This window comes from Sphingomonas sp. (genome assembly GCF_013816785.1).
Taxonomy (GTDB): Bacteria; Pseudomonadota; Alphaproteobacteria; order Sphingomonadales; family Sphingomonadaceae; genus Sphingomicrobium.
On the sequence record NZ_JACDDV010000026.1, the window covers coordinates 1 to 23873 of the forward strand.

Annotated in this window: 23 protein-coding genes and 2 tRNA genes; 14 read left to right on the top strand and 11 right to left on the bottom strand. The window is 66.2% G+C overall.

Going from position 1 to position 23873, the window contains the following annotated elements:
- Positions 1–709, bottom strand: a 709-nt coding sequence (locus H0W65_RS06965; RefSeq protein ID WP_294005722.1) for a DNA translocase FtsK 4TM domain-containing protein, incomplete at its 3' end; no start/stop codon positions are given.
- A gap of 101 nt (positions 710–810) precedes the next feature.
- Between H0W65_RS06965 and H0W65_RS06970 the strand changes: the two genes are divergently transcribed.
- Complete coding sequence (locus H0W65_RS06970) at positions 811–2028, top strand: FAD-dependent monooxygenase (protein ID WP_294005725.1); 1218 nt, start codon at positions 811–813, stop codon at positions 2026–2028.
- A gap of 40 nt (positions 2029–2068) precedes the next feature.
- Here the strand turns inward: H0W65_RS06970 and H0W65_RS06975 are convergent, their stop codons facing one another.
- Positions 2069–2722, bottom strand: a complete 654-nt coding sequence (locus H0W65_RS06975; protein ID WP_294005847.1) for an LON peptidase substrate-binding domain-containing protein — start codon at positions 2720–2722, stop codon at positions 2069–2071.
- 16 nt (positions 2723–2738) lie between these two features.
- Positions 2739–3644 (bottom strand): tetratricopeptide repeat protein, encoded by a 906-nt coding sequence (locus H0W65_RS06980; RefSeq protein ID WP_294005728.1) that lies wholly within the window; start codon positions 3642–3644, stop codon positions 2739–2741.
- 139 nt (positions 3645–3783) lie between these two features.
- On the opposite strand from H0W65_RS06980, the gene H0W65_RS06985 reads away from it, so the two are divergent.
- The 6 genes from H0W65_RS06985 (at position 3784) to msrA (ending at position 6479) form a co-directional block, all read left to right on the top strand.
- Positions 3784–3858: transfer RNA gene (locus tag H0W65_RS06985), tRNA-Gly, on the top strand.
- A 233-nt stretch (positions 3859–4091) separates the two neighbouring features.
- Positions 4092–4421 (top strand): helix-turn-helix transcriptional regulator, encoded by a 330-nt coding sequence (locus tag H0W65_RS06990; protein WP_294005731.1) that lies wholly within the window; start codon positions 4092–4094, stop codon positions 4419–4421.
- Positions 4418–4879, top strand: a complete 462-nt coding sequence (locus H0W65_RS06995; RefSeq protein WP_294005734.1) for an SRPBCC domain-containing protein — start codon at positions 4418–4420, stop codon at positions 4877–4879. The genes H0W65_RS06990 and H0W65_RS06995 overlap by 4 nt, the downstream gene beginning before the upstream one ends.
- Before the next feature lies 1 nt (position 4880).
- On the top strand, positions 4881–5540 hold the full coding sequence (locus tag H0W65_RS07000) for a glutathione S-transferase family protein (RefSeq protein WP_294005737.1): 660 nt from the start codon (positions 4881–4883) through the stop codon (positions 5538–5540).
- 136 nt (positions 5541–5676) lie between these two features.
- Positions 5677–5751, top strand: a tRNA-Ser gene (locus H0W65_RS07005).
- Between the two features lie 56 nt (positions 5752–5807).
- Positions 5808–6479 (top strand): peptide-methionine (S)-S-oxide reductase MsrA, encoded by a 672-nt coding sequence (msrA, locus tag H0W65_RS07010; RefSeq protein ID WP_367120133.1) that lies wholly within the window; start codon positions 5808–5810, stop codon positions 6477–6479.
- A gap of 4 nt (positions 6480–6483) precedes the next feature.
- Here msrA and H0W65_RS07015 read toward each other — a convergent pair whose 3' ends face one another.
- The 5 genes from H0W65_RS07015 to hemC all read right to left on the bottom strand — a co-directional run bounded on the left by H0W65_RS07015 (position 6484) and on the right by hemC (position 10731).
- Positions 6484–7101, bottom strand: a complete 618-nt coding sequence (locus H0W65_RS07015) for a 2OG-Fe(II) oxygenase (protein ID WP_294005740.1) — start codon at positions 7099–7101, stop codon at positions 6484–6486.
- A 14-nt stretch (positions 7102–7115) separates the two neighbouring features.
- On the bottom strand, positions 7116–8213 hold the full coding sequence (locus H0W65_RS07020; RefSeq protein WP_294005743.1) for a serine hydrolase: 1098 nt from the start codon (positions 8211–8213) through the stop codon (positions 7116–7118).
- A gap of 108 nt (positions 8214–8321) precedes the next feature.
- The gene (locus tag H0W65_RS07025) at positions 8322–9155 is read right to left on the bottom strand and encodes a hypothetical protein (RefSeq protein ID WP_294005746.1); all 834 of its coding nucleotides are present in this window, start codon (positions 9153–9155) and stop codon (positions 8322–8324) included.
- The gene (locus H0W65_RS07030) at positions 9152–9814 is read right to left on the bottom strand and encodes a uroporphyrinogen-III synthase (protein WP_294005749.1); all 663 of its coding nucleotides are present in this window, start codon (positions 9812–9814) and stop codon (positions 9152–9154) included. Before H0W65_RS07030 ends, H0W65_RS07025 begins: the two co-directional genes overlap by 4 nt.
- A complete protein-coding gene (gene hemC, locus H0W65_RS07035; RefSeq protein WP_294005853.1) occupies positions 9811–10731 on the bottom strand; it encodes a hydroxymethylbilane synthase in 921 nt (306 codons plus the stop codon). The genes H0W65_RS07030 and hemC overlap by 4 nt, the downstream gene beginning before the upstream one ends.
- Before the next feature lie 51 nt (positions 10732–10782).
- On the opposite strand from hemC, the gene tsaD reads away from it, so the two are divergent.
- From tsaD to purH, 6 genes are read left to right on the top strand one after another with little or no spacing between them, the layout of a single operon-like run.
- A complete protein-coding gene (gene tsaD / locus H0W65_RS07040; RefSeq protein WP_294005752.1) occupies positions 10783–11814 on the top strand; it encodes a tRNA (adenosine(37)-N6)-threonylcarbamoyltransferase complex transferase subunit TsaD in 1032 nt (343 codons plus the stop codon).
- A gap of 13 nt (positions 11815–11827) precedes the next feature.
- Positions 11828–12817, top strand: coding sequence for an NAD(P)H-dependent glycerol-3-phosphate dehydrogenase (locus H0W65_RS07045; RefSeq protein ID WP_294005755.1), 990 nt, complete (start codon positions 11828–11830; stop codon positions 12815–12817).
- Between the two features lie 8 nt (positions 12818–12825).
- The gene (locus H0W65_RS07050; protein WP_294005757.1) at positions 12826–14067 is read left to right on the top strand and encodes an RsmB/NOP family class I SAM-dependent RNA methyltransferase; all 1242 of its coding nucleotides are present in this window, start codon (positions 12826–12828) and stop codon (positions 14065–14067) included.
- 18 nt (positions 14068–14085) lie between these two features.
- On the top strand, positions 14086–14766 hold the full coding sequence (gene rpe / locus H0W65_RS07055; protein WP_294005760.1) for a ribulose-phosphate 3-epimerase: 681 nt from the start codon (positions 14086–14088) through the stop codon (positions 14764–14766).
- The gene (locus H0W65_RS07060; RefSeq protein ID WP_294005763.1) at positions 14763–16397 is read left to right on the top strand and encodes a heparinase II/III family protein; all 1635 of its coding nucleotides are present in this window, start codon (positions 14763–14765) and stop codon (positions 16395–16397) included. Before rpe ends, H0W65_RS07060 begins: the two co-directional genes overlap by 4 nt.
- Positions 16398–16420: 23 nt before the next feature.
- Entirely contained in the window at positions 16421–18010 is a 1590-nt protein-coding gene (gene purH / locus H0W65_RS07065) for a bifunctional phosphoribosylaminoimidazolecarboxamide formyltransferase/IMP cyclohydrolase (protein ID WP_294005766.1), read from the top strand.
- 36 nt (positions 18011–18046) lie between these two features.
- On the opposite strand, the gene H0W65_RS07070 is transcribed toward purH, so the two are convergent.
- Positions 18047–19588, bottom strand: a complete 1542-nt coding sequence (locus H0W65_RS07070) for a lipopolysaccharide biosynthesis protein (protein WP_294005768.1) — start codon at positions 19586–19588, stop codon at positions 18047–18049.
- Complete coding sequence (gene polA, locus H0W65_RS07075; RefSeq protein ID WP_294005771.1) at positions 19585–22365, bottom strand: DNA polymerase I; 2781 nt, start codon at positions 22363–22365, stop codon at positions 19585–19587. The genes H0W65_RS07070 and polA overlap by 4 nt, the downstream gene beginning before the upstream one ends.
- A 71-nt stretch (positions 22366–22436) precedes the next feature.
- Here polA and H0W65_RS07080 point away from each other — a divergent pair, with 71 nt between their 5' ends.
- Positions 22437–22616, top strand: a complete 180-nt coding sequence (locus H0W65_RS07080; protein ID WP_294005773.1) for a hypothetical protein — start codon at positions 22437–22439, stop codon at positions 22614–22616.
- Between the two features lie 77 nt (positions 22617–22693).
- Here H0W65_RS07080 and H0W65_RS07085 read toward each other — a convergent pair whose 3' ends face one another.
- A complete protein-coding gene (locus H0W65_RS07085; protein ID WP_294005777.1) occupies positions 22694–23710 on the bottom strand; it encodes a retroviral-like aspartic protease family protein in 1017 nt (338 codons plus the stop codon).
- Positions 23711–23873: the final 163 nt, after the last annotated feature.

The window sequence follows — 23873 nt, forward strand, 5'->3', positions numbered from 1 at the left end:
GCCGCGAGCGTGGCGGTGCGGCAGGGCGCTCCTCTTCGTCGTCGCGGCTGCGGCGCGGTGGCTTTGGCGTGGCGTTGGGGTCGCGCCGGAGGCGCTCGCCGGCCCACTCGCGCTCCTCCTGGCGGATACCGAGCGCCAGCCACCCGACCGTGAAGCCGCCTAGCGTCAACAATACCATGAGGACGAGGCGCAGCGGCCCCTCGATCGAAGGGTTGCCGATCAGTCTGACCAGAGCCTCGACCCCGTGCGCGCCGGCCAGACCAAGCGCGCCGCCATAGCCCGCGGGCAGCCCCGACACCGCGGTGCCGGCGTAGAGGCCGAGCGCGACGCCGATCAGGCCAACGCCGAGCGCGGCGACCAGGATGGCGCGCCCGATCCGTCCCGCCTCGACCCCACGTACCATGCGCAGGCCGGCGAGCGCAGTCAGCGGCAGGAATAGCGCCGCGGCCGGGCCGAACAGGAACAACAGCGCATCGCTGGAATAGGCGCCAAAGGCACCGAGCCAATTTGCCGGAGGCCCGCCGGCGGCGGTGGTGAAGCTGGGATCGACGCTCGAATGCGTGGCGAGGGCGACGCCGAGGGCAATGGAAATGCCGATCAGCCCGACGCCGATCGTCCGGCGCAGGAAACGGCGGATCGAGGCAGACAGAGTCTCCCGCCAGTCGGGTCCCAGATCCTTCTTTTGTGCCCGCTGCGCCGCGGTCGCCATGACGTCATTCCCCCGGGAACCTTAGCTCCCGCCCATAGTGCCCGCGCGACGACTCCGGGGCAAGGCTTCCCTGAGTGGTTCGCGGTGAGTAGGGAGGATCAATGGAGCGCGCGGACGTGATCATCCTTGGCGGCGGGCTGGTCGGGCTGGCGCTGGTGGCCGCGCTCGACGCCAGCGGCCTCAGCGCCATCGTGGTCGATCCTGCCGATCCGGAAGCGCGCAAGGATGCCGCCTTCGACGGGCGGACCAGCGCGTTGTCGTCCTCGTCGAAGCGGATGTTCGACACGGTCGGGATCAGCGAATATTTCCCGGCGCCGGGCTGCCCGATCCGGCGGATCGAGGTCGCCGACGGGCTGTCTCCGGGCGGATTAGTCTTCGATCCTGGCGATGACGACGAACCGCTTGGGTGGATGAACGAGAACCGCCATTTGCGCGCGGCGCTGATGGGCCGGGCCGAGGCCGGCAAGAACACCGCCTTGCTATGGAAATCGCGCGCGGCGTCGGTCGATCGCGGTGAGTATGGAGTGAGCGTCAGGCTCGAGGACGGACGCCAATTGAGCGCGCCCCTGCTGGTCGCTGCTGAAGGGCGCAACTCGCCGACCCGCGAGGCGGCAGGAATTCGCGTCGCGCGCTGGAAATACGATCATGCGGCGATCGTCTCGACCCTGCGGCACGAGCGGCCGCACGAGGGCGTGGCTTACGAGATTTTCTATCCTTCCGGCCCGTTCGCGCTGCTGCCGATGACCGACGACGAAGAGGGTCACCGTTCGGCGATCGTTTGGTCGGTCGCCGTCGATGATGCGCCGGGCCTCCTGTCGCTTAGCGATGCGGATTTTGCCGCCGAGGCCGAGGCGGCGATGGGCGGCTTTCTTGGCAAGGTCGGGTTGCTCGCGCCGCGCTCATCCTACCCGCTCGGCTTCCACCATGCGGCGCGGATCACCGATCGACGCCTAGCGCTGATCGGCGACGCGGCGCACGGGATTCACCCAATCGCCGGGCAGGGCGTTAACCTGGGCTACCGCGATGCGGCCGCGCTGGCGCAGGTGCTGGTCGAGGGCAAGCGCCTCGGCCTCGACGTTGGCGATCGGCAACTGCTCGACCGTTACCAGCGATGGCGCGGGCTAGACACTTTCATGGTCAGCCTGGCGACCGACGGGTTGACGCGGATTTACGGCGTGCCTGGCCGGACCGCGTCGAGGGTGCGGCGCTTCGGGATGGGTCTCATCAATCGTATCGGCCCGGTCAAGGACCGGCTGACTGCCGAAGCGCGCGGGACAAGCGGCGATCTACCCCTTCTGCTGCGCGGGTTGCCCATTTAGAATGGCCATGCTCGCCTGTCCGCGGACAGGCTGCGCGAGGTCATTGAAGCGTCTGTCCGACATCCGCTCCGCCGGGCGCAAGGCGCTGAAACTGCATCAGCTGGACGATCAGGTCCGCCCGGCTGGCCAAACTGGCTTCCTCGAGCAGCGCTTGCTTAGCACCGGGGTCGAACGGCGCGACCTGGGCGATGGCGTTGACCAGCATCTCGTCATCCAGCCGCCCCACCGCCTGCCAGTCGACCGCCAGGCCGAGCGCGTCGCCGAAGCGCCGCGCCTCGCGCTCGATCTCGGCACGCTGGATCGCCGCCAGGGGCTCGGGGTCCGCGTCATCGAACGCGGCCAGGTCGACATCGGCCTGGCGATAGGCGGTGCCGACGTCGCGTTCGGCGATCAGGCGGAACCGGCTGGACCCATGCAGGACGATGTTGAAGCGGCCGTCGTCCAATTCCTCGACCCCGACGATCTCCCCCACGCAGCCGGTCTGGAATAAGGGTGCCGGGTCGCCCTCTCCCCCTTCGACTTCGCTCAGAACAGGCCTTGGCTGGATCATGCCGATCCGGGCCGGGCCGGCCAATGCATCGCGGACCATGTCGCGGTAACGCGGCTCGAAGATGTGCAGCGGCAGTTGTGCGCGTGGAAACAGGATCGCCCCGGCCAGCGGGAACAGCGGGATGCGTGCGGGCTTGGCGCCCATCATCCGAAAAACCCCGTCACGTGAACAGCAGTGCCGACAGCCGCCGTCGCTGAGCTCGGCCCCAGGGGTCCTGATATCCGGCGGCTTCGAGCATCTGCAGGAAGCGCGCGCGCGCCGCGCCGTCGTTCCAGTCGCGGTCCCGGGCGATAATTTCGAGCAGCGCGTCGGCCGCGGCATCGCGTTCACCCGTCGCCAGCTGTGTCTGGGCGATTGCGAAGCGCGCCTCATGGTCGTCTGGGTTGGCGGCAAGCCGCGCCTGCTCCGCCGAGACGTCGATGTCCGGCGCGGCCGCGAGGTCGAGCCCGGCGCGCGCCCGCGCGATGGCCGCATGGCGAAGCTGCTCCTCGTCGAGCGTGTCGATCAGGGCGCGCGCCTCGTCGATTTTGCCGCCGGCGATCATCGCTCTCGCGAGCCCGCCGATGACCGCCGGATTGGCTGGGTCCAGGTCGCGGACCTGGGCGAAGACCGTCTCGGCGCGCGCCGCGTCGCCTTCGCCAAGCAATTCATCGGCGAGCTTGATGGACGGCTCAAGCTGGGCGGCGAGATCCTGCGCTCGGCCCTGGATCGGCAATTGCCCGAGCAGTTTGTCGATCACCCGCTTCAGTTGAGCTTCGGTGCGATATTGGGTGAGGTCGGCGACGGGTTGGCCCTGGAACAGCGCATAGACGGTCGGGATCGACTGGACCCGGAACTGCGCGGCGATCACCTTGTCGGCATCCACGTCGATCTTGGCGAGCAGCACGCCCTTGTCGGCATAATCGGTTACGATCTTGTCGAGCACCGGGCCCAATTGCTTGCACGGCGCGCACCATTCGGCCCAGAAATCGAGGATCACGAGGCTCGTCATCGACGGCTCGACGACCTCGCGCTGGAACTTTGCGATTGCCTCGCGCTCCGCCTCGGTCATGCTCAGTGTCGCCACGCCTTACTCCTTAAGCCTTGGGCCAGCCATATGGGCGTGGCCGAGCGGCCGGGCAAGCGCGGTGCAGGGCTTGCGCGCATGGGGAGCCGATGCTAGGCGCCCGCTCCACCCGACCGGCCTTTGGGCCCGGTCCGCCAGAGCGGGCGTAGCTCAGGGGTAGAGCACAACCTTGCCAAGGTTGGGGTCGAGGGTTCGAATCCCTTCGCCCGCTCCAGTTTTCGGACCCGGTTGTTACCTTTCTTCTCGCATTCTAGCGTTAATAGCAGTGCGGAGTCTGCGCTGACGCGACAGGTAATGGCTCGAGTTGGCCGTTTGCTGCCCGGCCCTCGTTGTCCCGAAGCGGGCAGCATCTCACCCGTCAGCTTCTTGTTCGAGATCACAACCTACCTGCGCCGTCTACGATTAAATAGCATTGACTAATCAATTAGCATTAACTAATTAGACGTAATGATCCAAGCCACCAGCATAGATGTCGTAATGCGTGCGCTCGCCGATCCAACCCGGCGGGCCGTGTTCGAACGGATCGCGGGGTCGGAAGAGATGAATGTCGTCGAGCTGACACGCGCGAGCGGAGTGACCCAGGGTGCGATTTCCCAACACCTCAAGCTGTTAAAGCAGGCTGGCCTCGTCGCTGAGCGACCGGAGGGCCGGAAGGTTTATTACCGCGTTCAGCCTCAAGGGCTGGAGCCGCTGGCCGACTGGATGGACCATTATGCCGTCTTCTGGCGCGACGGGTTCAACAACCTCAAAAACCTTCTCAAGGAGATCGATCGATGAGCAGCGCCGCGCTGAAGCCCGCCACGCGGGATATAAGGGTGGACGAGGTCTTCTCCCACACCGCAGAGATGATGTGGAAGACCCTGACCACGCCCGAGCTGATGGGTCGCTGGCTCATGGTGCCGACGGGTTTCGAGCCGGTGGTCGGCAACCACTTCACCTACCAGACCACGCCGGCCGGAGAGTGGGACGGCATCATCAATTGCGAGGTGCTGGAGGCCGTGCCGAACGAGCGGCTGGTCTACACCTGGCAGGGCGGTAACGACGCCAATAGCGGCTATGGCTCACGCCTGGATACGGTCGTTGCCTGGACGCTCACCAGGGCGGAAGGCGGCACGAGAGTCCGACTCGTCCATTCGGGCTTCCAAGCGCCCAACGATGTTGCGTTCCGCAACATGAGCGATGGCTGGCCAAAGGTGGTGCAAATGGTCGCCGAACTCGCAAGGGAGTATTTTTGAAATGGAAAGCATCAAAGTCACTGGCTTTCGATGGGCGCCGCCGTTTGCGCAGGGACTGGTTCGGGACCTCCGGGTGCGCTGGGCGCTGGAGGAGGCCGGCCTTCCCTACAAGGCCGAGGTCATCGACGTCGAAGACAGAAACTCGGACGCTTATCGCGCAAAACACCCGTTCGGGATGGTACCGTCATTCGAGGCCAACGGCCGAGGACTATTCGAATCCGGCGCCATCGTGCATCAAATCGCGGAGTCGTCGGAGGCCTTGATGCCGGCCGACCGCGATGGGAGAGCCGATACAGTTACCTGGATATTCGCCGCTCTGAACACCGTGGAACCCCCCGTCAACAGCCTGTCGGTGATGGACCTGCAGCATAGCGAGGAACCGTGGGTGAAGCTGGGTCGTCCCGCTGCAGTGGAGGCGGTGAAGGTTCGGCTCAACGCGCTGGCCGCCTGGCTGGAAGGACGCGACTATCTGCTCGGCCGTTTCACCGCGGCTGACATTTTGATGGCGACTGTACTTCGGCTCATCCGGCACACCGATCTGGTGGCGGGCTTTCCGACGCTCGACGCCTATGTCAAGCGGTGCGAGGCGAGACCGGCCTTCCAAAAGGCGCTCGACGAACAATTGGCCGGCTATAGCCGCAACGCGCCGGTTGCGGCGTAAAGCGCCATCAGTATCCGAAAGGTGCAAACTGACGGACTGACGTGATTGGAAGAATGTAGCGGCGCTCACGCGCCGCTGCCTTTGCGGAAGTCGAACAATGGGATGTCAAGCTTCTTGGCCAATCTGGAAAACACCGGCGGACAGAAGCGGACGCATTTTTCCAATCTTGCCAAGATTGGGGTCGAGGGTTCGAATCCTTTCGCCCGCTCCAAAATCGATCGATTTGTTCAGCTTGAGTGAAACCATTTCGCGTTATTCGGCGAACCTATGACTATGCGTATCCTCATCCCCGTCGCCGCTGCGGTCACTTTCGGTGTCGCCGCCCTTGTCTCCACCCCCTCCGCCGGCGCCGAGCGTGCCGCGCTCGTTCCGGCGCCAAAGATGGTCCTGCCCGCCTCGGGCAACCGCGAAGTGGCTTATTTCGCCGGGGGCTGCTTCTGGGGCGTGGAGGGAGTGTTCGAGCGAGTGAACGGCGTTGAATCGGCGGTTTCGGGCTACGCCGGCGGCACCAAGGCGCAAGGCGATTATGAAACCGTGTCAAGCGGACGCACTCGTCACGCCGAGACCGTGCGGGTGGTCTTCAATCCGCGCCAGGTCCGCTATGCGGATCTGCTGCAAATCTATTTCTCGGTGGTCGCCGATCCGACCCAGCTCAACCGCCAGGGGCCGGATACCGGCCCGCAATATCGCTCATCCTTTTTTCCGACCAGCGCTGCTCAGACGAAACAGGCTCGCGCCTACATTGCTCAGCTGTCAGCGGCGCACGCCTTCGGCAAGCCGATCGTGACGAAGATCGAGCCGTTCACCGGCTTCGTCGCGGCCGAGGCGTATCACCAGGATTTCATGCGCAAGAACCCGGCCCATCCCTACATTATGGTCAACGACCGGCCGAAAGTCGTCGCGCTGCGCAAGCTCTTTCCGCAGATGAGCCACAGCTAGGCGCTCAGCCGAGCGGCCGCTCGCGATACCACAGCGTCAGCACATATTTGGTGCCCTTGCGGACCTTCATGCCCTGGTGAAGTGTCGCCGCATTGGGCGTCCCGTCGGTCAGCAAGTTGTTCCAAACGAGCAGCTTGCCGGTCTCCGGCTGGATGATTTTGCCGATTGACTTGAAACGCGTGCCGCCCCCCGCTGCGGGCTGGTTGAGGTAGATCATCGCGGTCCAGGTCCGCTGGCCGGCCTCGGCGCAGTGGAGATAATAATCGGCGCCGTCGGGATTGAAGCTATCGGTGTGCGGGCGGAACTCTTGTCCCGCGGCATAGCGCTGGCCCTGCAGCGGCTCTGCCTGATTATCGGCAATCCCGGTCAAGGCGCAAAGCCGATCGCGTATCGTTGCGACCAACCGCTCCGACGAATCGAGATCGCAGGTTTCGCTGGTGCGAAAACCCGATATCCCTTGGTCGTCGGCGATCGTCGAGGGGCGGCGATGGGCGTCGATCAGTCCGCACAGCGCCACACATTCGCCCTCGCTCAGCCAGTTTCGCAGGACGAACAAGTCGAGCGCGCGGTTGGGAAGCTTTTGAACGCCTGACGCGGCCGCCAGCCGCGACGCGATGTCCAATGCCCTTATTTCGGTCAGTGGGGTCGCTCATTGTGCGAGGCGATAATCGCGCGGGCGACCGCCTGCATCAAATCCTGGCTGGCGCCGTCGGTTTTGTTGGGAACGGTCATGATCGCCACCGCATAGCCTGTACCGTCGGACGCGGTCAGGATACCGATGTCGTTGATCCCGCCGACCCTGCCCTGGAAATTCTGGCCGGTCCCGGTCTTGTGGTTCCAGCTCCAGCCGGGCGCCAGCGCCGCGCGCACGCGAAGCTTACCGGTTTTGGTCGATCCCATGGTCGACAGCAGGCGTTGGGTCGAGGAATCCGATAGCAGCTCGCCGCGCTTGAGCCTAGCAAGCGCGGTGGCGACCGCGTGCGGAGCGGCGCCGTCATAGGGATCGGCGATGTAGCGCTCGAACGAGGACCGGCGGATCGCCAGCGGCAGCGCGCCGCGCGCCTTGTAAAAGGCGTCGCCGATCGAATAGCTGGGGCTCCAGATCAGGCCGGCGATCTTCGACTGGAGCGCGCGCTCCCCTTCGTAAAAGCGGATCGAGCCCAGTCCTTTGGCGGCAATCATGTCGCGCACCGCCTGCGGTCCGCCGATCGAGCGCATCAGCTTGTCATTGGCGGTGTTGTCGCTCTCGGTGATCGCGGTGAACATCAGCGCACCGAGCGTGGTGGTGTGTCCGCCGCCGAGTATTTTCGCCGCCAGCGGCTGGTGGAACAGGGTTAGGTCGGAGCGACCGAGCGTGACCCGGTCGTCGAGGCGGATGCTGCCCTTGTCGGCCGCATCCATCGCGGTGATCGCCACCCAAAGTTTGGAGCAGCTTTGCTGCGGGAATAGCGAGGCGGCGTTATACTCGGCCTGCCACCCGCTCTTTAGCGAGACCACGGACACCCCCGCCTTGCCGTCGAAATTCCGGCCAAGCGCGTCGATCCGCTGGCGCAGCCCCGCCGGAGCATAGGCCTGGGTGCCAACAATAGGTGGCGGAGGTTGGAAGGTCGGCGACGTGCGAACCGCGCCCTTCGGCAACGGCGCCAGCGGGTCGGCGGTCGTTGGCCCGCTGCCCGCGCCCGTCCCCATTGCGAGACTCGAGGCGACCAGAAACTGGATCGAAACTGGCGTCATGGCGTCGGTAATCCTCGAAGATTCAGTGCTTGGTCAAGACGTTGCAGGTTCAATCTTAACGTCGGCTTGCGGCCAAAGATTCGCAAATCGAGACCGCTTTGCCAAGCTTTATGCGCCGACCGGCTGGACCGGCTGATCCGGTGTCGGCGCCTGCCCGCCGCCGAGCAGCGCGGCGGATTCGATTTCGTCGAGCGCCCGGTGCGCGGCGATATAGTGTCGAGCACGCCCGACCCAGTCCCGCGCGTTGCCCGCACCGGGCAATCGCATCGTCTCCGCCAGTGCGGCGTCGACCTGGCCGGCCTTGATCCGCGCGAGCGCACGGTCGAACCGCGCCTGGGGCTGCGGCGAGGGGGCGTTGGCGCGGTGGACCGATGCGATCGTTCCGAACTCGCGCCGGATCGAAACCCACCAGCCTTCTTCGGGCGCGCCACGGCGCAGCGACGGGCCAAGCGACTCGTAATCGGCGATCAACGTGTCGAGCCGGACAGGATCGCGTGAGGCAGTGATGATCGTCGCCACCGCCGCCTGGTGCGGACCGCCGAAGCGCTGGACGAGCAGCGGCTCAAGATAGCCGAGCGCCACGCCGCGATCGATCGCCCTGCGGGCGGCGAAGGCGACCAGCAGCGCATCGGCCCGGCCGATCGACCCGGCCGCCGCTTGGCTTCTGGTTTCGAGCGCCGCCAGCCGGCCTTCGAGGGCCGCGAGGCGCGCATTCCCGGCAGCCGCCTCGACCGGTGCGGCGCCGGTGGCGACGGCCAGCGGCAGGGCTTGCTGACGTACGACCGCCAGCGGCGCGCGGGGCGCGACGCCGAAGAAGCGCGCGCCGGCCTCCCATCGTGACAGCCCCCAGGTGGCCAGCGCGGCACCGGCCAGTACGAGCAACAGCGTCCAGGCGATGCGCGCGGTCCAAGGGGTGTGTTGCGGAGTGTAGCTCGCGGTCATTCTGGGTCGAATGTGTGACACAGGCGAGCGGCGAGGGCCAGCAGGCAGACGTCATCGGGCAGTTCGGCAATTGCGATTTGTTGCCACCTGCCTCCGCAAGCCGTCGCCGCAGCGGAGCTGATCGCCGCAATGATGGTGTCGCCGCGGTCCGGCGCGAGGTCTGCCAGGCGCGCCCCGGCTCGGGGGCTGTGCACGGCCGCGACAAGACCGGTCAGGGAAGGAAGGTGTGGGTCAGGGATGGCGGCCGCGCGATAGACCGGAAGAGATTCGACTATGTGGCGGGAGGCGGGATCGCGATGGTCCCCGCCGGTTAGATGGAGCAGGCGCTGCGATCTGGGCAACCCTGCGAGCAGCGCATCGACATCGCCGTTTCCAACCGAAGCGATCTGGAATCCAGCCTCACGCGCCGCGGTGGCGGTCGCCTCGCCAACGGCATGGACCGAAAGGGGTGTTAGCTTGGCGATCTGCGGCCCGGCATGGCGCATCGCGTTGGCGCTGGTGACCAGCAGCGCGTCGAAACCGGCGGGATCAGGCGCAGTCCAGCCCACCGCCTGCACGGCGAACAACGGCGTGAGGATCGGGTCGAGACCCAGATCGGACGCACGCGCCGCACTCAGCGACAGTCCCGGCTCGGGCCGGAGCAACAGCAGGCGTCTCATCGCACTTCGAACAGGCGGCGGATCGAGGCCGGCGCGCGGGCGATCATCGCTCGTCCCAGCATGGCCGGGGCTTCGAGGTCGCCAACCGCAAAGCGCGTTTCCTCGGTCATTGCGTCGGCGCCGTCCTCGCTCAAAATCTGGCCGACGAAGAATATCTCGCCACCCTCGATCCGCGCCAGCGCGGCGACCGGTGAATGGCAGGTGCCGCCTAGCGCTAGGGTAAATGCCCGCTCGGCGGCGACCGCGGCATGCGTCTCGTGATGATCGATCGCGCTCAATAATGCTGCCGTCATGGCGTCGTCAGCACGGCATTCGATCCCGACCGCGCCTTGCGCCGGGGCAGGCAGCATGATCGCGATGTCGATCGCCCCGCCGACTTCTCGACGCCCCAGCCTGTCGAGCCCGGCGGCGGCGAGCAGGGTCGCGTCGACCTCGCCCGCCGCGCATTTGGCGATGCGCGTCTCGACATTGCCGCGGATCGAGACGGTGCGAAGGCCGGGACGGAGACGTCTAAGCTGGGCGGCGCGGCGCGGGGAACTGGTGCCGACGACAGCGCCGTCGGCCAACGCTTCGATCGACCCGGCGCCGATCAGGCGGTCGCGGACGTCGGCGCGGGGTAGCGTCGCCGCGATCGTCAGCGTCGCGGGCCGATCGCTTTCGACGTCCTTCATCGAATGGACCGAACAGTCGGTCACTCCGGCGAGGAGGGCGAGGTCGAGTTCCTTGGTCCACAGCGACTTGCCGCCGACTTCGGCCAGGGGGCGGTCCTGAATGCGGTCGCCGCTGGTGCGGATCGGGGCGATGCGCACGCTTGTTCCCGGCCAGCCGTGCGCTTCCTGCAGCGCCGCCGCGACAAGCCGCGCCTGAGCAAGCGCGAGCGGCGAACCGCGGGTGCCGATCGTAAACTGCTTTTGCATCATCGCCCCCGCGCTAGCGCAAAGCCGGGGTTTGAGGCAAAGGCCTTGGCGATGGCGCTGATCCTCGCTCTTGAATCCTCGTGCGACGACAGCGCCGCGGCGCTGGTCACCAGCGACCGCCAGATATTGGCGCAGGCGGTGGTCGGGCAGAATGAGGCCCACCGTCCGTTCGGCGGGGTGGTTCCTGAGATTGCGGCGCGAGCCCATGTCGAGATACTGCCGACGCTGATCCGCCAGGTCCTCAATGAAGCCGATGTCGCGGTCGGCGAGGTCGATGCGATCGCCGCGACCGCCGGGCCAGGGCTGATCGGCGGGTTGATGGTTGGGCTGATGGCCGGCAAGGGGCTGGCGCTGGCGACCGGCAAGCCGCTGATCGCGGTCAATCATTTGGAAGGTCATGCGCTCTCGCCGCGGCTGGTCGACACGGATCTCGACTTTCCCTACCTCCTCCTCCTCGCCAGCGGTGGCCATTGCCAGCTGCTCGAAGTGCGCGGCGTCGGCGATTACAGACGCCTAGCGACCACCCTCGACGACGCCGCGGGCGAGGCATTCGACAAGGCGGCGAAACTGCTCGGCCTGCCGTATCCCGGCGGTCCCGCGATCGAGGAACTGGCCGCCGACGGCGATTCCACCGCAGTGGCGCTGCCGCGCCCGCTGGTCGGCACCGACGAGCCGCACTTCAGTTTCGCCGGCCTCAAGGGTGCGGTACAGCGTGTCGTCGCCGCCGGCGATCATGGCGCGGCCGACATCGCCGCCAGCTTCCAGCAAGCGGTAGTCGACTGCTTCGTCGATCGCACCCGGCGCGCATTCGTGGTGTCCGACGCGCCGAGCCTGGTTGTTGCCGGTGGCGTCGCGGCCAATGGCAGCGTCCGTGTCGCCCTCCAGCAATTGGCCGAGGGCGAAGGGCGTCGTTTCTCGGTGCCGCCGGCATGGCTGTGCACCGACAATGCGGCGATGATCGGCTGGGCCGGGGCGGAGCGGTTCGCCGCCGGGCTGGTCGACGGGCTAGATGCCCCGGCTAGAGCGCGCTGGCCGCTCGATCCGGAGGCCGAGAAAGTGCGGGGGGCGGGGGTAAAAGCTTGAGCGGGATTTGGGCATGACGATCGACAAGCTGGCGGTCATCGGCGGCGGGGCGTGGGGCACCGCGCTGGCGCAGGTTGCGGCGGCGGGCGGGCGCGAGACGCTGATTTGGGCGATTGAGGATGATGTCGTCGCGGCGATCAACCGCATCCACCAAAATCCGGTCTATTTGAAGGGCCAGAAGCTTTCTCCGGCGATCCGGGCGACCAGCAATTTTTCCGATCTCGCCGCCGCTGACGCCTGGTTGGTGGTGACCCCGGCGCAGCATATGCGCGCCGTCCTGTCGCGGTCGCCCTGCCCGAAGATGCCGCTGATCCTTTGCTCGAAGGGGATCGAGGAGGGCTCGGGCCAGATGCTGCACGAGGTGGCGCGCGCGGTCTGCCCTTCCTCTCCGGTTGCCGTCCTGTCGGGACCGACCTTCGCCCATGAAGTGGCGGCGGGCCTGCCGACCGCGGTGACACTGGCCTGCGACGACCAGACGCTGGGTGAAGCGCTGCGCGATCGGATCGCGTTGCCCGCGTTCCGCATCTATCTGTCCGACGACATCGCCGGGGCCGAAATCGGCGGGGCGGTCAAGAACGTGCTGGCGATCGCCTGCGGTGTGGTCGAGGGACGCGGGCTCGGTCAGAACGCCCGCGCTGCGCTGATCGCACGGGGCTTTGCCGAAATGACCCGGTTCGGGCTGGCTATGGGGGCGAAGCGCGAGACGCTGGCGGGGTTGAGCGGCCTCGGCGATCTGGTGCTGACCTGCTCGTCGACCGCCAGCCGCAATTTTTCGCTGGGCAAGGCAATCGGCGAGGGCAAGGACGCCGCCGCGCTGATGGCCGACCGGCGGACGGTGGCCGAGGGCGCACATACCGCGCCGGTGCTGCACCGAATCGCCAAGCAAAAGGGCATCGACATGCCGATCGTCGCCGCGGTCGATGCGCTGCTGAGGGGTGCGGTGGGTATTGAAGCGGTGCTTGAAACGCTGATGAGCCGTCCACCACGGCCTGAAGCACATTGAACCCCGCCATGCCAGCTCCTGACGGTGTCCCCGCGCGCCTTGCCGCCTTGAAGATGCTCGACGCGATCCTGCGCCGCGGCCAGACGATGGACAATGCCGCGCAGCATGCTCGCGACCTCGCGCCCGCCGACAAGGCGTTGGCCAGCGCAATCGTCGGCGAGGCGCTGCGCCGGCTGCCCGATCTCGACGCGCTGATCGATTCGGCGACGCGGCTGCCGCTGGCCCACGATGCCAAGGCGCGGATGGTGCTGCGCCTGGCGCTGGCGCAGAAAATTGGTCTGGGCACGCCCGATCACGCGCTGGTCGCAACCGCGCTGCCGCTGGTCGATGGCGGGCCGCGGCGATTGGTGCACGGCGTGCTTGGCACGCTACTGCGGCGCGGTCTGCCGCCGATCGACGCGCCACGCCTGCCCGAACCGGTCGAGGCGCGTTGGCGCGAGGCATGGGGCGAGGATGTCGTGGCGGCTGCGCGCCGCGCCATCGCTCGGCGGCCGCTGCTCGACCTTAGTTTTGCCCACGACGAACAGGCTCAGGCCTATGCCGGCGGGGTCAGCCTCGCATCGCGCCATAAACGGATCGCCTCATCGTCGGTCGCTGCGCTCGACGGCTATGGCGAAGGCGGCTGGTGGGTGCAGGATCTCGCTTCCTCGCTCCCCGCACGGCTGGTCCCGGCGGGCGCGACTCGCGTCCTCGATGCCTGCGCCGCGCCGGGCGGCAAGACGATGCAGCTTGCCGCTGCGGGTCATGAGGTGACCGCGCTCGACCGCTCGGAAAGTCGTCTGGCACGACTGGCGGCGAACATGGCGCGGACCGGGCTGTCGGCCACGGCGGTGGTTGCCGATGCCGCTGAGTGGGCGCCCGACGCCCCTTTCGACGCGGTGCTACTCGACGCGCCCTGTTCGGCCACCGGCACTTTCCGCCGGCATCCCGAAGTTCTTTATCGCGCCCATCCGGCGATTATCGAGCAATCGGCTGAATTCCAGGCGCGGCTGCTGGCGCGCGCGGCGGATTGGGTCGGTCCGGGCGGTAGCCTGGTTTATGCGGTCTGTTCGCTCGAACCGCAGGAGGGCGAGGAACGGATCGACGCTTTCCTCGCCGAGCGGCCCGATTACTCGATTGAACCGACTTCACCCTTGCTCGACGGCGTGACGCCACATCCTCGCGGCTGGCTGCGCATCCTGCCCGGCATGCTCGAGGCGCAAGGCGGACTCGATGGCTTCTTTGCCGCGCACCTTGTCCGCACCGCCTAATCGCGGCTAATCGGACCCATGACCCGTCCGCTCATCTCTCCCTCGATCCTGTCCGCCGATTTCGCCAAGCTGGGCGACGAGGTCCGCGCCATCGATGCGGCCGGAGCCGACTGGATCCATGTTGATGTGATGGACGGCCATTATGTGCCCAATTTGACGATCGGCCCGTCGGTGGTGAAGGCGTTGCGCCCGCACACGCAAAAGCCGTTCGACGTCCACCTGATGATCTCCCCGGTCGATGCCTTTATCGACGCCTTCGCAGAGGCCGGAGCCGACATCATCACCGTCCACCCCGAGGCGGGGCCGCACCTCCATCGCACCATCCAGCACATCAAATCATTGGGCAAGAAGGCCGGCGTGGCGCTCAACCCGGCGACCCCGGCGAAGATGCTCGACTATGTGCTGGAAGAAATCGATCTGGTGCTGGTGATGAGCGTCAATCCCGGCTTCGGCGGACAGAAATTCATCGCCAGTCAGCTGCGCAAGATCGAATCGATCGCCAACATGATTGCCAAGATGGCTTTGGTGGCCGAGATCGAGGTCGACGGCGGAATCGACCCGGTAACCGCGGCCCAGGCGATCGATGCTGGGGCGACAGTATTGGTTGCCGGTACCGCCGCCTTCCGCGGCGGGCCGGACCACTACGCCGCCAATATAGCTGCGCTCCGCGAGGGAGCCGCGCTTCGGGCAGGGGCATGAGCGACGACGTTGTTGGCAAGCTCGCCAAAGGCTCTCTTTTCTCCCGCCTGTTAGGGTCCGACCGACAGCCGCTGCGGCTGGTCGCCGTTCCCCGCGACCATGTCGCCGGCGACCGCGCGCGGGGCGACGCCCTGCTCGCCGGGCGGATGATCTTGGGCAGCGAGTCGATTTCGCTGGCCGAAGTCGATTTCAACGCCATCAGCACCGACGGCCCGCTGGCGCGCGAGGTGCAGAGCTTCAACTGGCTGCGCGACCTTGCCGCTTCTGCAAGCCGAGAGAAGGGCGCGCGGCTGGCCGAAGCGATCGCCGGTCGCTGGCTGATTGCCCACGGGACGCGGGTCGACGGGGCGTGGGCGCCCGAGCTGTGGGGCGAGCGTATCCTGTTCTGGGCGGCTTATGCGCCCTACATCCTGTCGAGCCGCGACGGCGGCTATCGTTCGGCATTGCTCAACACGCTTGCGCGCGGCGCGCGGCACCTGGACTCGATGGCCGACAAGGCTGCGCCGGGCCTGCCGCGGATCACCGCCTGGGCCGGCGTGGTCGTCGCGGCGCTGACTCTGCAAGGCGGGCTGCCGCGCCTGTCGCGCGGCGAATCCGGCCTGATGCGGGCATTGTCGGCGGCCCAGTTCGAGGACGGCGGGTTGATGAGCCGGAGCCCACAGGAACAGATGCTGCTGGTGGATCGCCTCGGGCTCGTCCGCGCGGCCTATTTCGCTGCGAAGCAGACTCAGCCCGACGCGCTCGAAAACGCTGCCGCCGCCGCCCTGGCCGCGCTTCATGGCGTCACCATGGGCGATCATGCCCTGTCGAGCTGGCAGGGCGGCAATCCCGGCGATCCGGCGCGGCTCGCGGCATTGATCGAGGGCTGCGGGCTTCGCGCTCGCCCGCTTCGGCAGGCGCGGGGCTGGGGATATCAGCGGCTGAGCGCGCTCGGCACGGTCATCGTCGTCGACGCGGCCCCACCTCCGCCGCCGCGGATGGCGGCGATGGGGTGCGCCTCGACGCTGGCGCTGGAAATAAGCGACGGGGCGCAGCGGCTAGTCGTCAATTGCGGCGGCCCGGGCCCGGTGTCGAGCGAGCTGTCCCACGAGCTGGTGCAGGCGCTGCGAACCACCGCGGCGCATTCGACGTTAGTTCTCGACGACACCAATTCGACCGCTATCCTGCCGGATGGCAGCCTCGGCAAAGGGGTCGCCGACGTAATCATCGACCGCAGTGAGGATAATGACTGTTCGCGGATCGAAGCAAGCCACGACGGGTATGCGCGTGGCTTTGGCCTGATCCATCAGCGGCGCATCAGCCTGGGCAACGACGGCAAGGAAGTGCGCGGGGAAGATCGGCTTACCGCCAAGGGCCGGCGCAAGATCCGCGAGGCCGCGCCTTACGCGGTCCGATTCCATCTTGCGCCCGGCATCGAGGCGACCGTGACCGCCGACGGGATGGGTGCGATCCTACGATCGCCGGGCGCGCCGCCGTGGAATTTTCGCTGCCGCGGGGCGATGTTACTGGTCGAGGAAAGCCTGGTCGTTGACGGCCACGGCCGGCCGGTACCATCGCTGCAGCTGGCGGTGGTGGGCGAAATCTCGGGCATCGGCGGCGAAATTGCCTGGCAATTCCGCCGCTCCAGCTGATCATTCTTCAAGAAGGATTTCTCATGACCGCGATCGTGCCCATCCGCAGGGCCTTGCTCTCGCTCTCCGACAAGGACGGGCTCGACGGGCTGGCGGCGGGCCTCGCCGGAGCCGGGGTCGAGCTGGTCTCGACGGGGGGCACTGCGGCGAAGCTGCGGGAGCTTGGCCATAAGGTGCGCGACATTTCCGACCTGACCGGCTTTCCCGAAATGATGGATGGGCGCGTCAAGACCCTCCATCCCAAGGTCCATGGCGGGTTGCTGGCGGTGCGCGACAATGCCGACCATGTCGCGGCGATGGAGGCGCATGGCATCGGCGCGATCGACCTCGTCGTGGTCAACCTCTACCCGTTCGAAGCGACGGTAGCGAAAGGCGCCGACCGCACCACGATCATCGAAAATATCGACATCGGCGGCCCGTCGATGGTCCGCTCGGCGGCCAAGAATCATGCGTTCGTCGCGATCATCACCGACCCGGCCGACTATGCACCGTTGCTCGATCAGGTCGAGCGGCAGGGCGGGACCGATCTCGATTTCCGCAAGAAGCTCGCCGCCAAAGCCTATGCGCTGACCGGCGCCTATGATTCGAGGATCGCTAGCTGGTTCGCCTTCGCCGACCAGGGCGAAGCCTACCCCGCCAGCCGCTTTATCGTTGGGCGGTCGCCGACCATGCTCCGCTATGGCGAAAATCCGCATCAGAAGGCGGCGCTCTATTTGCCCGCTGGTCCGTCGACGCCCGGCCTCGCGCAGGCGCGGCAGGTGCAGGGCAAGGCGCTCAGCTACAATAACCTCAATGACGCCAATGCGGCATTGGAACTGGTCGCCGAATTCCGAGACGGCCCACCGACAGTGGTGATCGTCAAGCATGCCAACCCGTGCGGCGTAGCAAGCGGCGAGACGTTGCTCGCCGCGTGGCGGGAAGCCTTGGCATGCGACAGCGTATCGGCGTTCGGCGGGATCGTCGCGGTCAACCGCCCGCTCGACGCCGCCACCGCCGAGGTGATCGGCACCATCTTCACCGAAGTCGTGGTCGCTCCCGATGCCAGCGCCGAGGCGCAGGCGATTTTCGCGAAAAAGAAAAATCTGCGACTGCTGCTGACCGGGGCGTTGCCCGATCCGGCGCGCGGCGGGCAGAGCGTCGCGGTGATCGCCGGCGGCTTGCTGATTCAGGACCGCGACAACGGGACGCTGACCTCCGACATGTTGAAGGTCGTGACGAAACGCGCGCCGACCGAGCGCGAGCTTGCCGACTGCCTGTTCGCCTGGACCGTCGCCAAGCACGTCAAGTCGAACGCGATCGTCTATGCGAAAGACGGCGCCACCGCGGGCATCGGCGCTGGGCAGATGAATCGCCTCGATTCAGCGCGGATCGCCGCCCTCAAGGCGCGCGAGGCGGCTGAGACGATGGGCTGGCCAGAGCCGCGCACGGTTGGTTCGGCTGTCGCGTCGGACGCCTTCTTCCCGTTCGCGGACGGGCTACTGGCCGCGATCGAAGCGGGCGCGACGGCGGTGATCCAGCCCGGTGGGTCGATCCGCGATGATGAAGTCATCGCCGCCGCCGACCACGCGGGTGTGGCGATGCTGTTCACCGGCATGCGCCACTTCCGCCACTAGGTAAGCGGAGCCTCTTCCCAGGGGACGAGGCGAGCCTCACCTGGGAGCGTCGCCCCCTGTCGAGGGATCGGGCAGCTCAAGCTGCTCGATGTCGGCCTTGCGCATCTTGAACAGCTCGCGGTCCTCGGAGCCAAAGCCCTTGATCCACAGCATCGCGCCGAACGCGCCGAGGATCGCCGGAATGCCGAAAATCAGCTCGGCCCATTCGGGCAGCAGAATGACCAGCTGGCCGACGACCATCGCGGCGGCGGCGGCCCAGATCAGCGGCCAGCGCCAGCCCGACACCCGCGCACCGAGTATCTCGCGCAGCAGCCGGGACTTGACGATCGCCGCGAATCCCAACGCGATCATCAGCGCGATCGCCGGCCCGGTCGCCTGCCACATCGGTGGCCAGCCAAGCTTACGCATGGCCAGGATGAGCACGACGGCCAGTCCAGCTTCGAGCACGATCATCATCAGGCTGATCACCATGTTGCGGTGGCGCGCGGTGTAGATCAAAGCCGCTTCGCTGACCGCGGCGGTTGCCGCGACGACCTCGGCGGCAAGCAGGAAGCCCAGGGCCGCGGTGCCGGCGACGAAGCTCGCCCCGACCAAGCCCATCACGCCTTCGCCTGGAATTCCGAGCGCCAGCGCCACTCCGCCCTGTGCCGCGATCACCCAGAAGCCGACCTGACGGACTTGTTTGGCCACCGCGGCCTTGTCGCCCGCTTCGAGGTTGCGGCTGATCACCGGGCCGAGAATCGGGTCGAAACTCGTTTTCAATTTCGACGGCAGCGATGCGACTTGCTGCGCTACATAATAAATGCCGACGATAGCCGGAGCGAAGAATAGGCCGAGTACGGCAATGTCGATCCGCCTTGACCCCCATTCGACCGCATCGGCCGCGGCGACCGGCAGGTTGCGCCGCGCCATCCGCCATAGCGGACCCGGTTCGGGGCTCCAGCCATGCGGTAGGCCATAGCTTTTGAGGAATGGGATCATCGAGGCGAAGAAGGCGCCAACCATTGACAAGGCGTAGGCGATGATGAGGCCGTCGCGGGGCGAAATAAACCACCAGCCGAAGGCGGCGATGCTGATTGTCCACGGCTCGACCACCGCGCGGGCGCGCACAGTAGCGCCGACGTCATGGCGATAAGCGAGCGCGGCGAGGCTAATGTCCGACCAAGCGAGCGCGAAAACGGTCACCGGCAGCATCCATTCGAGGCCGGTGATCTCCGAATTGGGAAACATCGCCTGGGGGAAGAGGGCGAGGATTGCCATCGCCACCGCCGAGCCGATCCCGGCAACGAGCAGCGCGTCCCACACCACGCACGCATGCGGCTTGTCGGTCCGCGCGAGCTGCTGGGCAAGGCCGCGCTTGAGGCCGAGCGTCGCCAGTTGCGACGCGAATTCGAGGATCAGCACCGCATAGGCAAAGCGGCCCAGCTGCTCGGCGCCGTACATCCGCCCGGCGATGAACAGGAACGGCAGCCGCGCCAGCAGCCGCAAGACGAAGCCCATGAAATTGATCCGCCCACCGCGTGCTAGCGCGGCCAGATCGGCGGAGGGGGCGGGTTTGACCGGGTCGGCGGTGCTCAATGCGCCGCGCCCCAATGCTCGCCCCAACCGACCTCGACATCGAGCGGCACGTCGAGGATCAGCGCCGGCTCGGCGGCATTGGCCATCACCGCGCGCACCACCCGCGCGGCGTCCTCTTCCTGACCAAGCGGCACTTCGAACACCAGCTCGTCATGGACCTGGAGGAGCATTTTGACGTCGGGCAACTTCGCCTCGTCCAGCGCGGCATCCATGCGGTTCATTGCCCGCTTGATCAAATCGGCGCTGGTCCCCTGGATCGGCGCGTTGATCGCGGCGCGCTCGGCGCCCTGGCGAATATGCTGCTGCGACGCGCGGATGTTGGGAAAGTGGGTCGTGCGACCGAACAGGGTGCGGGTGAAGCCATGCTCGCGGACGAACGCCAACGTGTCAGTGATATAAGCGTGGATGCCCGGGAAGCGCTCGAAATAACGGTCGATGATCGCTTTGCCTTCTTCGCGCGGCACGCCGAGGCGGCCGGCAAGCCCCCAGCTCGAAATGCCGTAGAGGATGGCGAAATTGACCGTCTTGGCCTTGCCGCGAGTGTCGCGGTCAACCACTCCGAACAGCTCCTCGGCGGTCATGTTGTGGATGTCCTCGCCCTTGGCGAAGGCTTCTTTCAGCTGGGGGACGTCGGCCATGTGCGCGGCGAGCCGGAGTTCGATCTGGCTATAATCGGCGCTCATTAGCACATGGCCCGGTTCGGCGACGAAGGCGTCGCGGATTTGGCGGCCGATTTCGGTCCGAATGGGGATATTCTGGAGGTTGGGTTCGGTCGACGCGAGCCGTCCGGTCTGGGCGCCCGACAGGCTGTAGCTGGTGTGAACCCGGCCGGTGTCGGGGTTGATCTGCGCCTGCAGCGCGTCGGTGTAGGTCGATTTAAGCTTCGACAGCTGTCGCCAGTCGAGCACGCGCCGCGCGACCTCGACGCCTTCGCCGGCGAGCCGTTCGAGCTCATTGACGTCGGTCGAATATTGACCGCTCTTGCCCTTGCGCCCGCCTTTCAGGCCCAGCCGGTCGAACAGTACCGCGCCCAACTGCTGCGGTGATCCAATGGTGAAAGGGCCCTGTGCCGCTTCGTAGACCTGTTCTTCCAGCTTGGCGATTTCGACCGCAAAGGTGCCGCTTAGCTTGGCCAGATAGGCGCGGTCGACCTTGATCCCACGCCGCTCCATCCGTCCGACCGTCGCGACCAAAGGGCGGTCGACCATTTCATAAACGCGTGTCGATCCCTCGCTGGTCAGGCGGGGCCTCAGCCGCTGCCATAGACGCAGGCAAATGTCGGCATCCTCGGCGGCATATTCGGTCGCGGCATCGAGCGGCGCCTTGTCGAAGCTGATCTGCTTGGCGCCCACGCCGCAGATCGATTTATAGGCGATGCAGACATGGTCGAAATGGGTCTTGGCCAGTTCGTCCAAGCCGTGGCCCGACCGGCCGGCGTCGAGGTCGAAGCTCATCACCAACGTGTCGTCAAACGGCGCGACCTCGATCCCCGCCTTGGCCAACATCACCCAGTCATATTTGAGGTTGTGCGCGATTTTGAGCACCGCCGGGTCTTCCAGCATCGGTTTCAACTTAGCCAGCACGAGGTCGCGCGGCAGCTGGTTCGGCGAGTCGGACAACAGGTCGCCGCCGCCATGGCCGACCGGAATATAGCAGGCCTTGTTCGGCGCAGTGGCCAGGCTGATGCCGACCAGGTTGGCGACGACGCAATCGATGCAGTCGGTCTCGGTATCGAATGCGACATACCCCTGATGCCGCGCTTCGGCGATCCAGCGGTCGAGCGCCGCCTCGGTCAGCACCGTCTCATATTGGGTCCGGTCGACGACGATCTTCTCGCGCTCGACGGGGGCGGCGGGCGGTCCGACTGGCGTCAAGGCGGCAACATGGCCGGCCGACGCCGAAGCCGGCCCACTGACGCGATTGAGCAGTGATTTGAATCCCATGTCCTCAAGGAACGCCTTGAGCGGCTCAGGCGGAATCCCCTTGAGGGCGAGGTCTTCCAGCGGCTCGGGCAGGGCCGCGTCGCACACCAGCCGCACCAGTTCGCGCGACAGACGGGCGTTGTCGGCATGGTCGATCAGCGACTGTTTGAGCTTGGGCTTCTTGATCGCTTCGGTGCTGGCCAGCACGGTCTCCAGGTCGCCATATTCGACGATCAGCTGACTAGCGGTCTTGGGGCCGATCCCGGGGATGCCGGGGACGTTGTCGACGCTGTCGCCCATCAGCGCGAGTACGTCGCCCAGCTTTGCGGGCGGCACGCCGAATTTGGCGATCACATAATCGGTGTCGATCCGGCGGTCGTTCATCGTGTCCAGCATATCGATTCCGGGCTCGATCAGCTGCATCAGATCCTTGTCTGAACTGACGATGGTCGTCGACCATCCCGCCTCGAGCGCGGCCTTGGCGTAGCAGGCGATGATGTCGTCGGCCTCCAGCCCTTCGGTTTCGATGCAAGGAATCGAAAAGGCGCGGGTCGCCGTGCGGATTAGCGGAAATTGCGGGATCAGATCTTCGGGCGGCGGCGGGCGATTGGCCTTGTACTGGTCGTACATGGTGTTGCGGAACGTGGTCGAACTGGCGTCGAGGATCACCGCCATGTGGGTCGGCCCGTCGGCCTTGTTGAGACCGTCGGCCAGCTTCCACAGCATCGCGGTATAGCCATAGACCGCACCCGCCGGGACGCCGTGCCGGTTGGTGAGCGGCGGCAGTCGGTGGTAGGCGCGGAAAATATAGCTCGATCCGTCGACGAGATAGAGGTGGTTGTGCTGCTCGGCCATGTGGGCACTTGCTCTAGCAGGGTGCGCGCATGTTGCCAGCCTTTGGGCCAGCCTGCGAGAAGGAGATGACCATGATCGAAAAATTCCAGCGCCACCGCCAGCCCTGGACGCAGGACGAAATCCAGAAACTCCACCTGCTCGCGGGCAAGGGGATGAGCCTCAAGGCGATCTCGAAAGCGATGACGAGAAGCGAGGAATCGATCCAGGCGCGGGCTAAGGCAGACGGGCTGAAAGTAAGCAAGTTGCGGTAGACGCTGATCCCGTCCTCGACCCAAGGCGGGGCCGCGCCAGCCGATCGGCGACGACGAAACCAAGGTTGCCGTCCCGGCTACCTTCGACACACCTCGCCGTTGTCGCCCGACGAAAGGCGGGTGAAGGGATACGAGGTAGACGTGCTTATTATGACCGCGGTTGACCCGCATCGCCTGAGCTGGAAGCGGACCTTCCGCGCCCGAAAATCGAGCGACACCCGGCGAAACGTCTCCAGCAAATCTGTTCCGAGCAGCAAGGCAGGCTCCTTGGAAAGGCCGAACAACGCAAATGGTGGCACGTCCGCAAAAGCTATGGGCACATCGCGTAGGGTCACCGAACCCAGTCGAAGCTCGTCAACGCGCGCCAATTGCAAATTCATGGTCGCTCCCGTGACGCCGATCACGGCGACCGTCACGAACTTGTTCCGATTCCCACGAATAAGCCGGTCACGTAGAGCGAGATTGCCAATCGTAATTTCCGATCCGGTATCGACGACCGCCTCGATCGGCAAGCCGGCGGCGCTGACCTGGGTCAGGATCAGTTGGCCGCGCCTGCGCCGCGCCGTCACCACAATCTCGCCGTGGACCAGTTTCGCGGGCTGTCGCGCGTCTTCGGCCCTGATCACGCGCTTCTCGAAATCCATCATTAGGCGCTGCTCGACGAGCGCGTCGATTCCTATCAAGCCCTCCCCGCCCAAATCCTGTTCCCGCAATGCAGGAAGCTCCAGGTCCCTAACCGTGCTTTGTCCGAGCGACAGTTCGTCGACCAGGACGCGATCCACCTGGGCGCTGCCGGTCGTGGCGTGCAAGATTGCCGGGGTGCCAACCGGCAGCTGCAACTCGCGCGCGATGCGCAGACCGACGACTGAACTGTCGGCGCCGCTGTCGACGAGAAATCGATAGGGGCCGCGGCCATTCACGCGCACCTCGACCGTCATTCGCGAGCTAACCTTGCGGGCGTTTATTTCTTCGCCGCCAATCGCGAGCGTATTGTCGATCACGGCGGGCGGAAGCGTGGGCATGGTGGTGGTCGGAGCCGGGATTGGTTTTCGTATTTTGGAGGCGGGCACGGCCCCCACGCCATCGCTGGCCATTGCCGATAATGTCAGCCCTAATGCCAAGGCCAGGCCGCAGCGGGGTATAAGCAATCGCTTCCTCCCATCAATTGAACTGATCCTAGCTACCCCCCGGCAGACTTTCCACGCAAAGTAGACCGATGGCCCGTGCTTTCGACGTACGGATGTGCATTGCACGAGA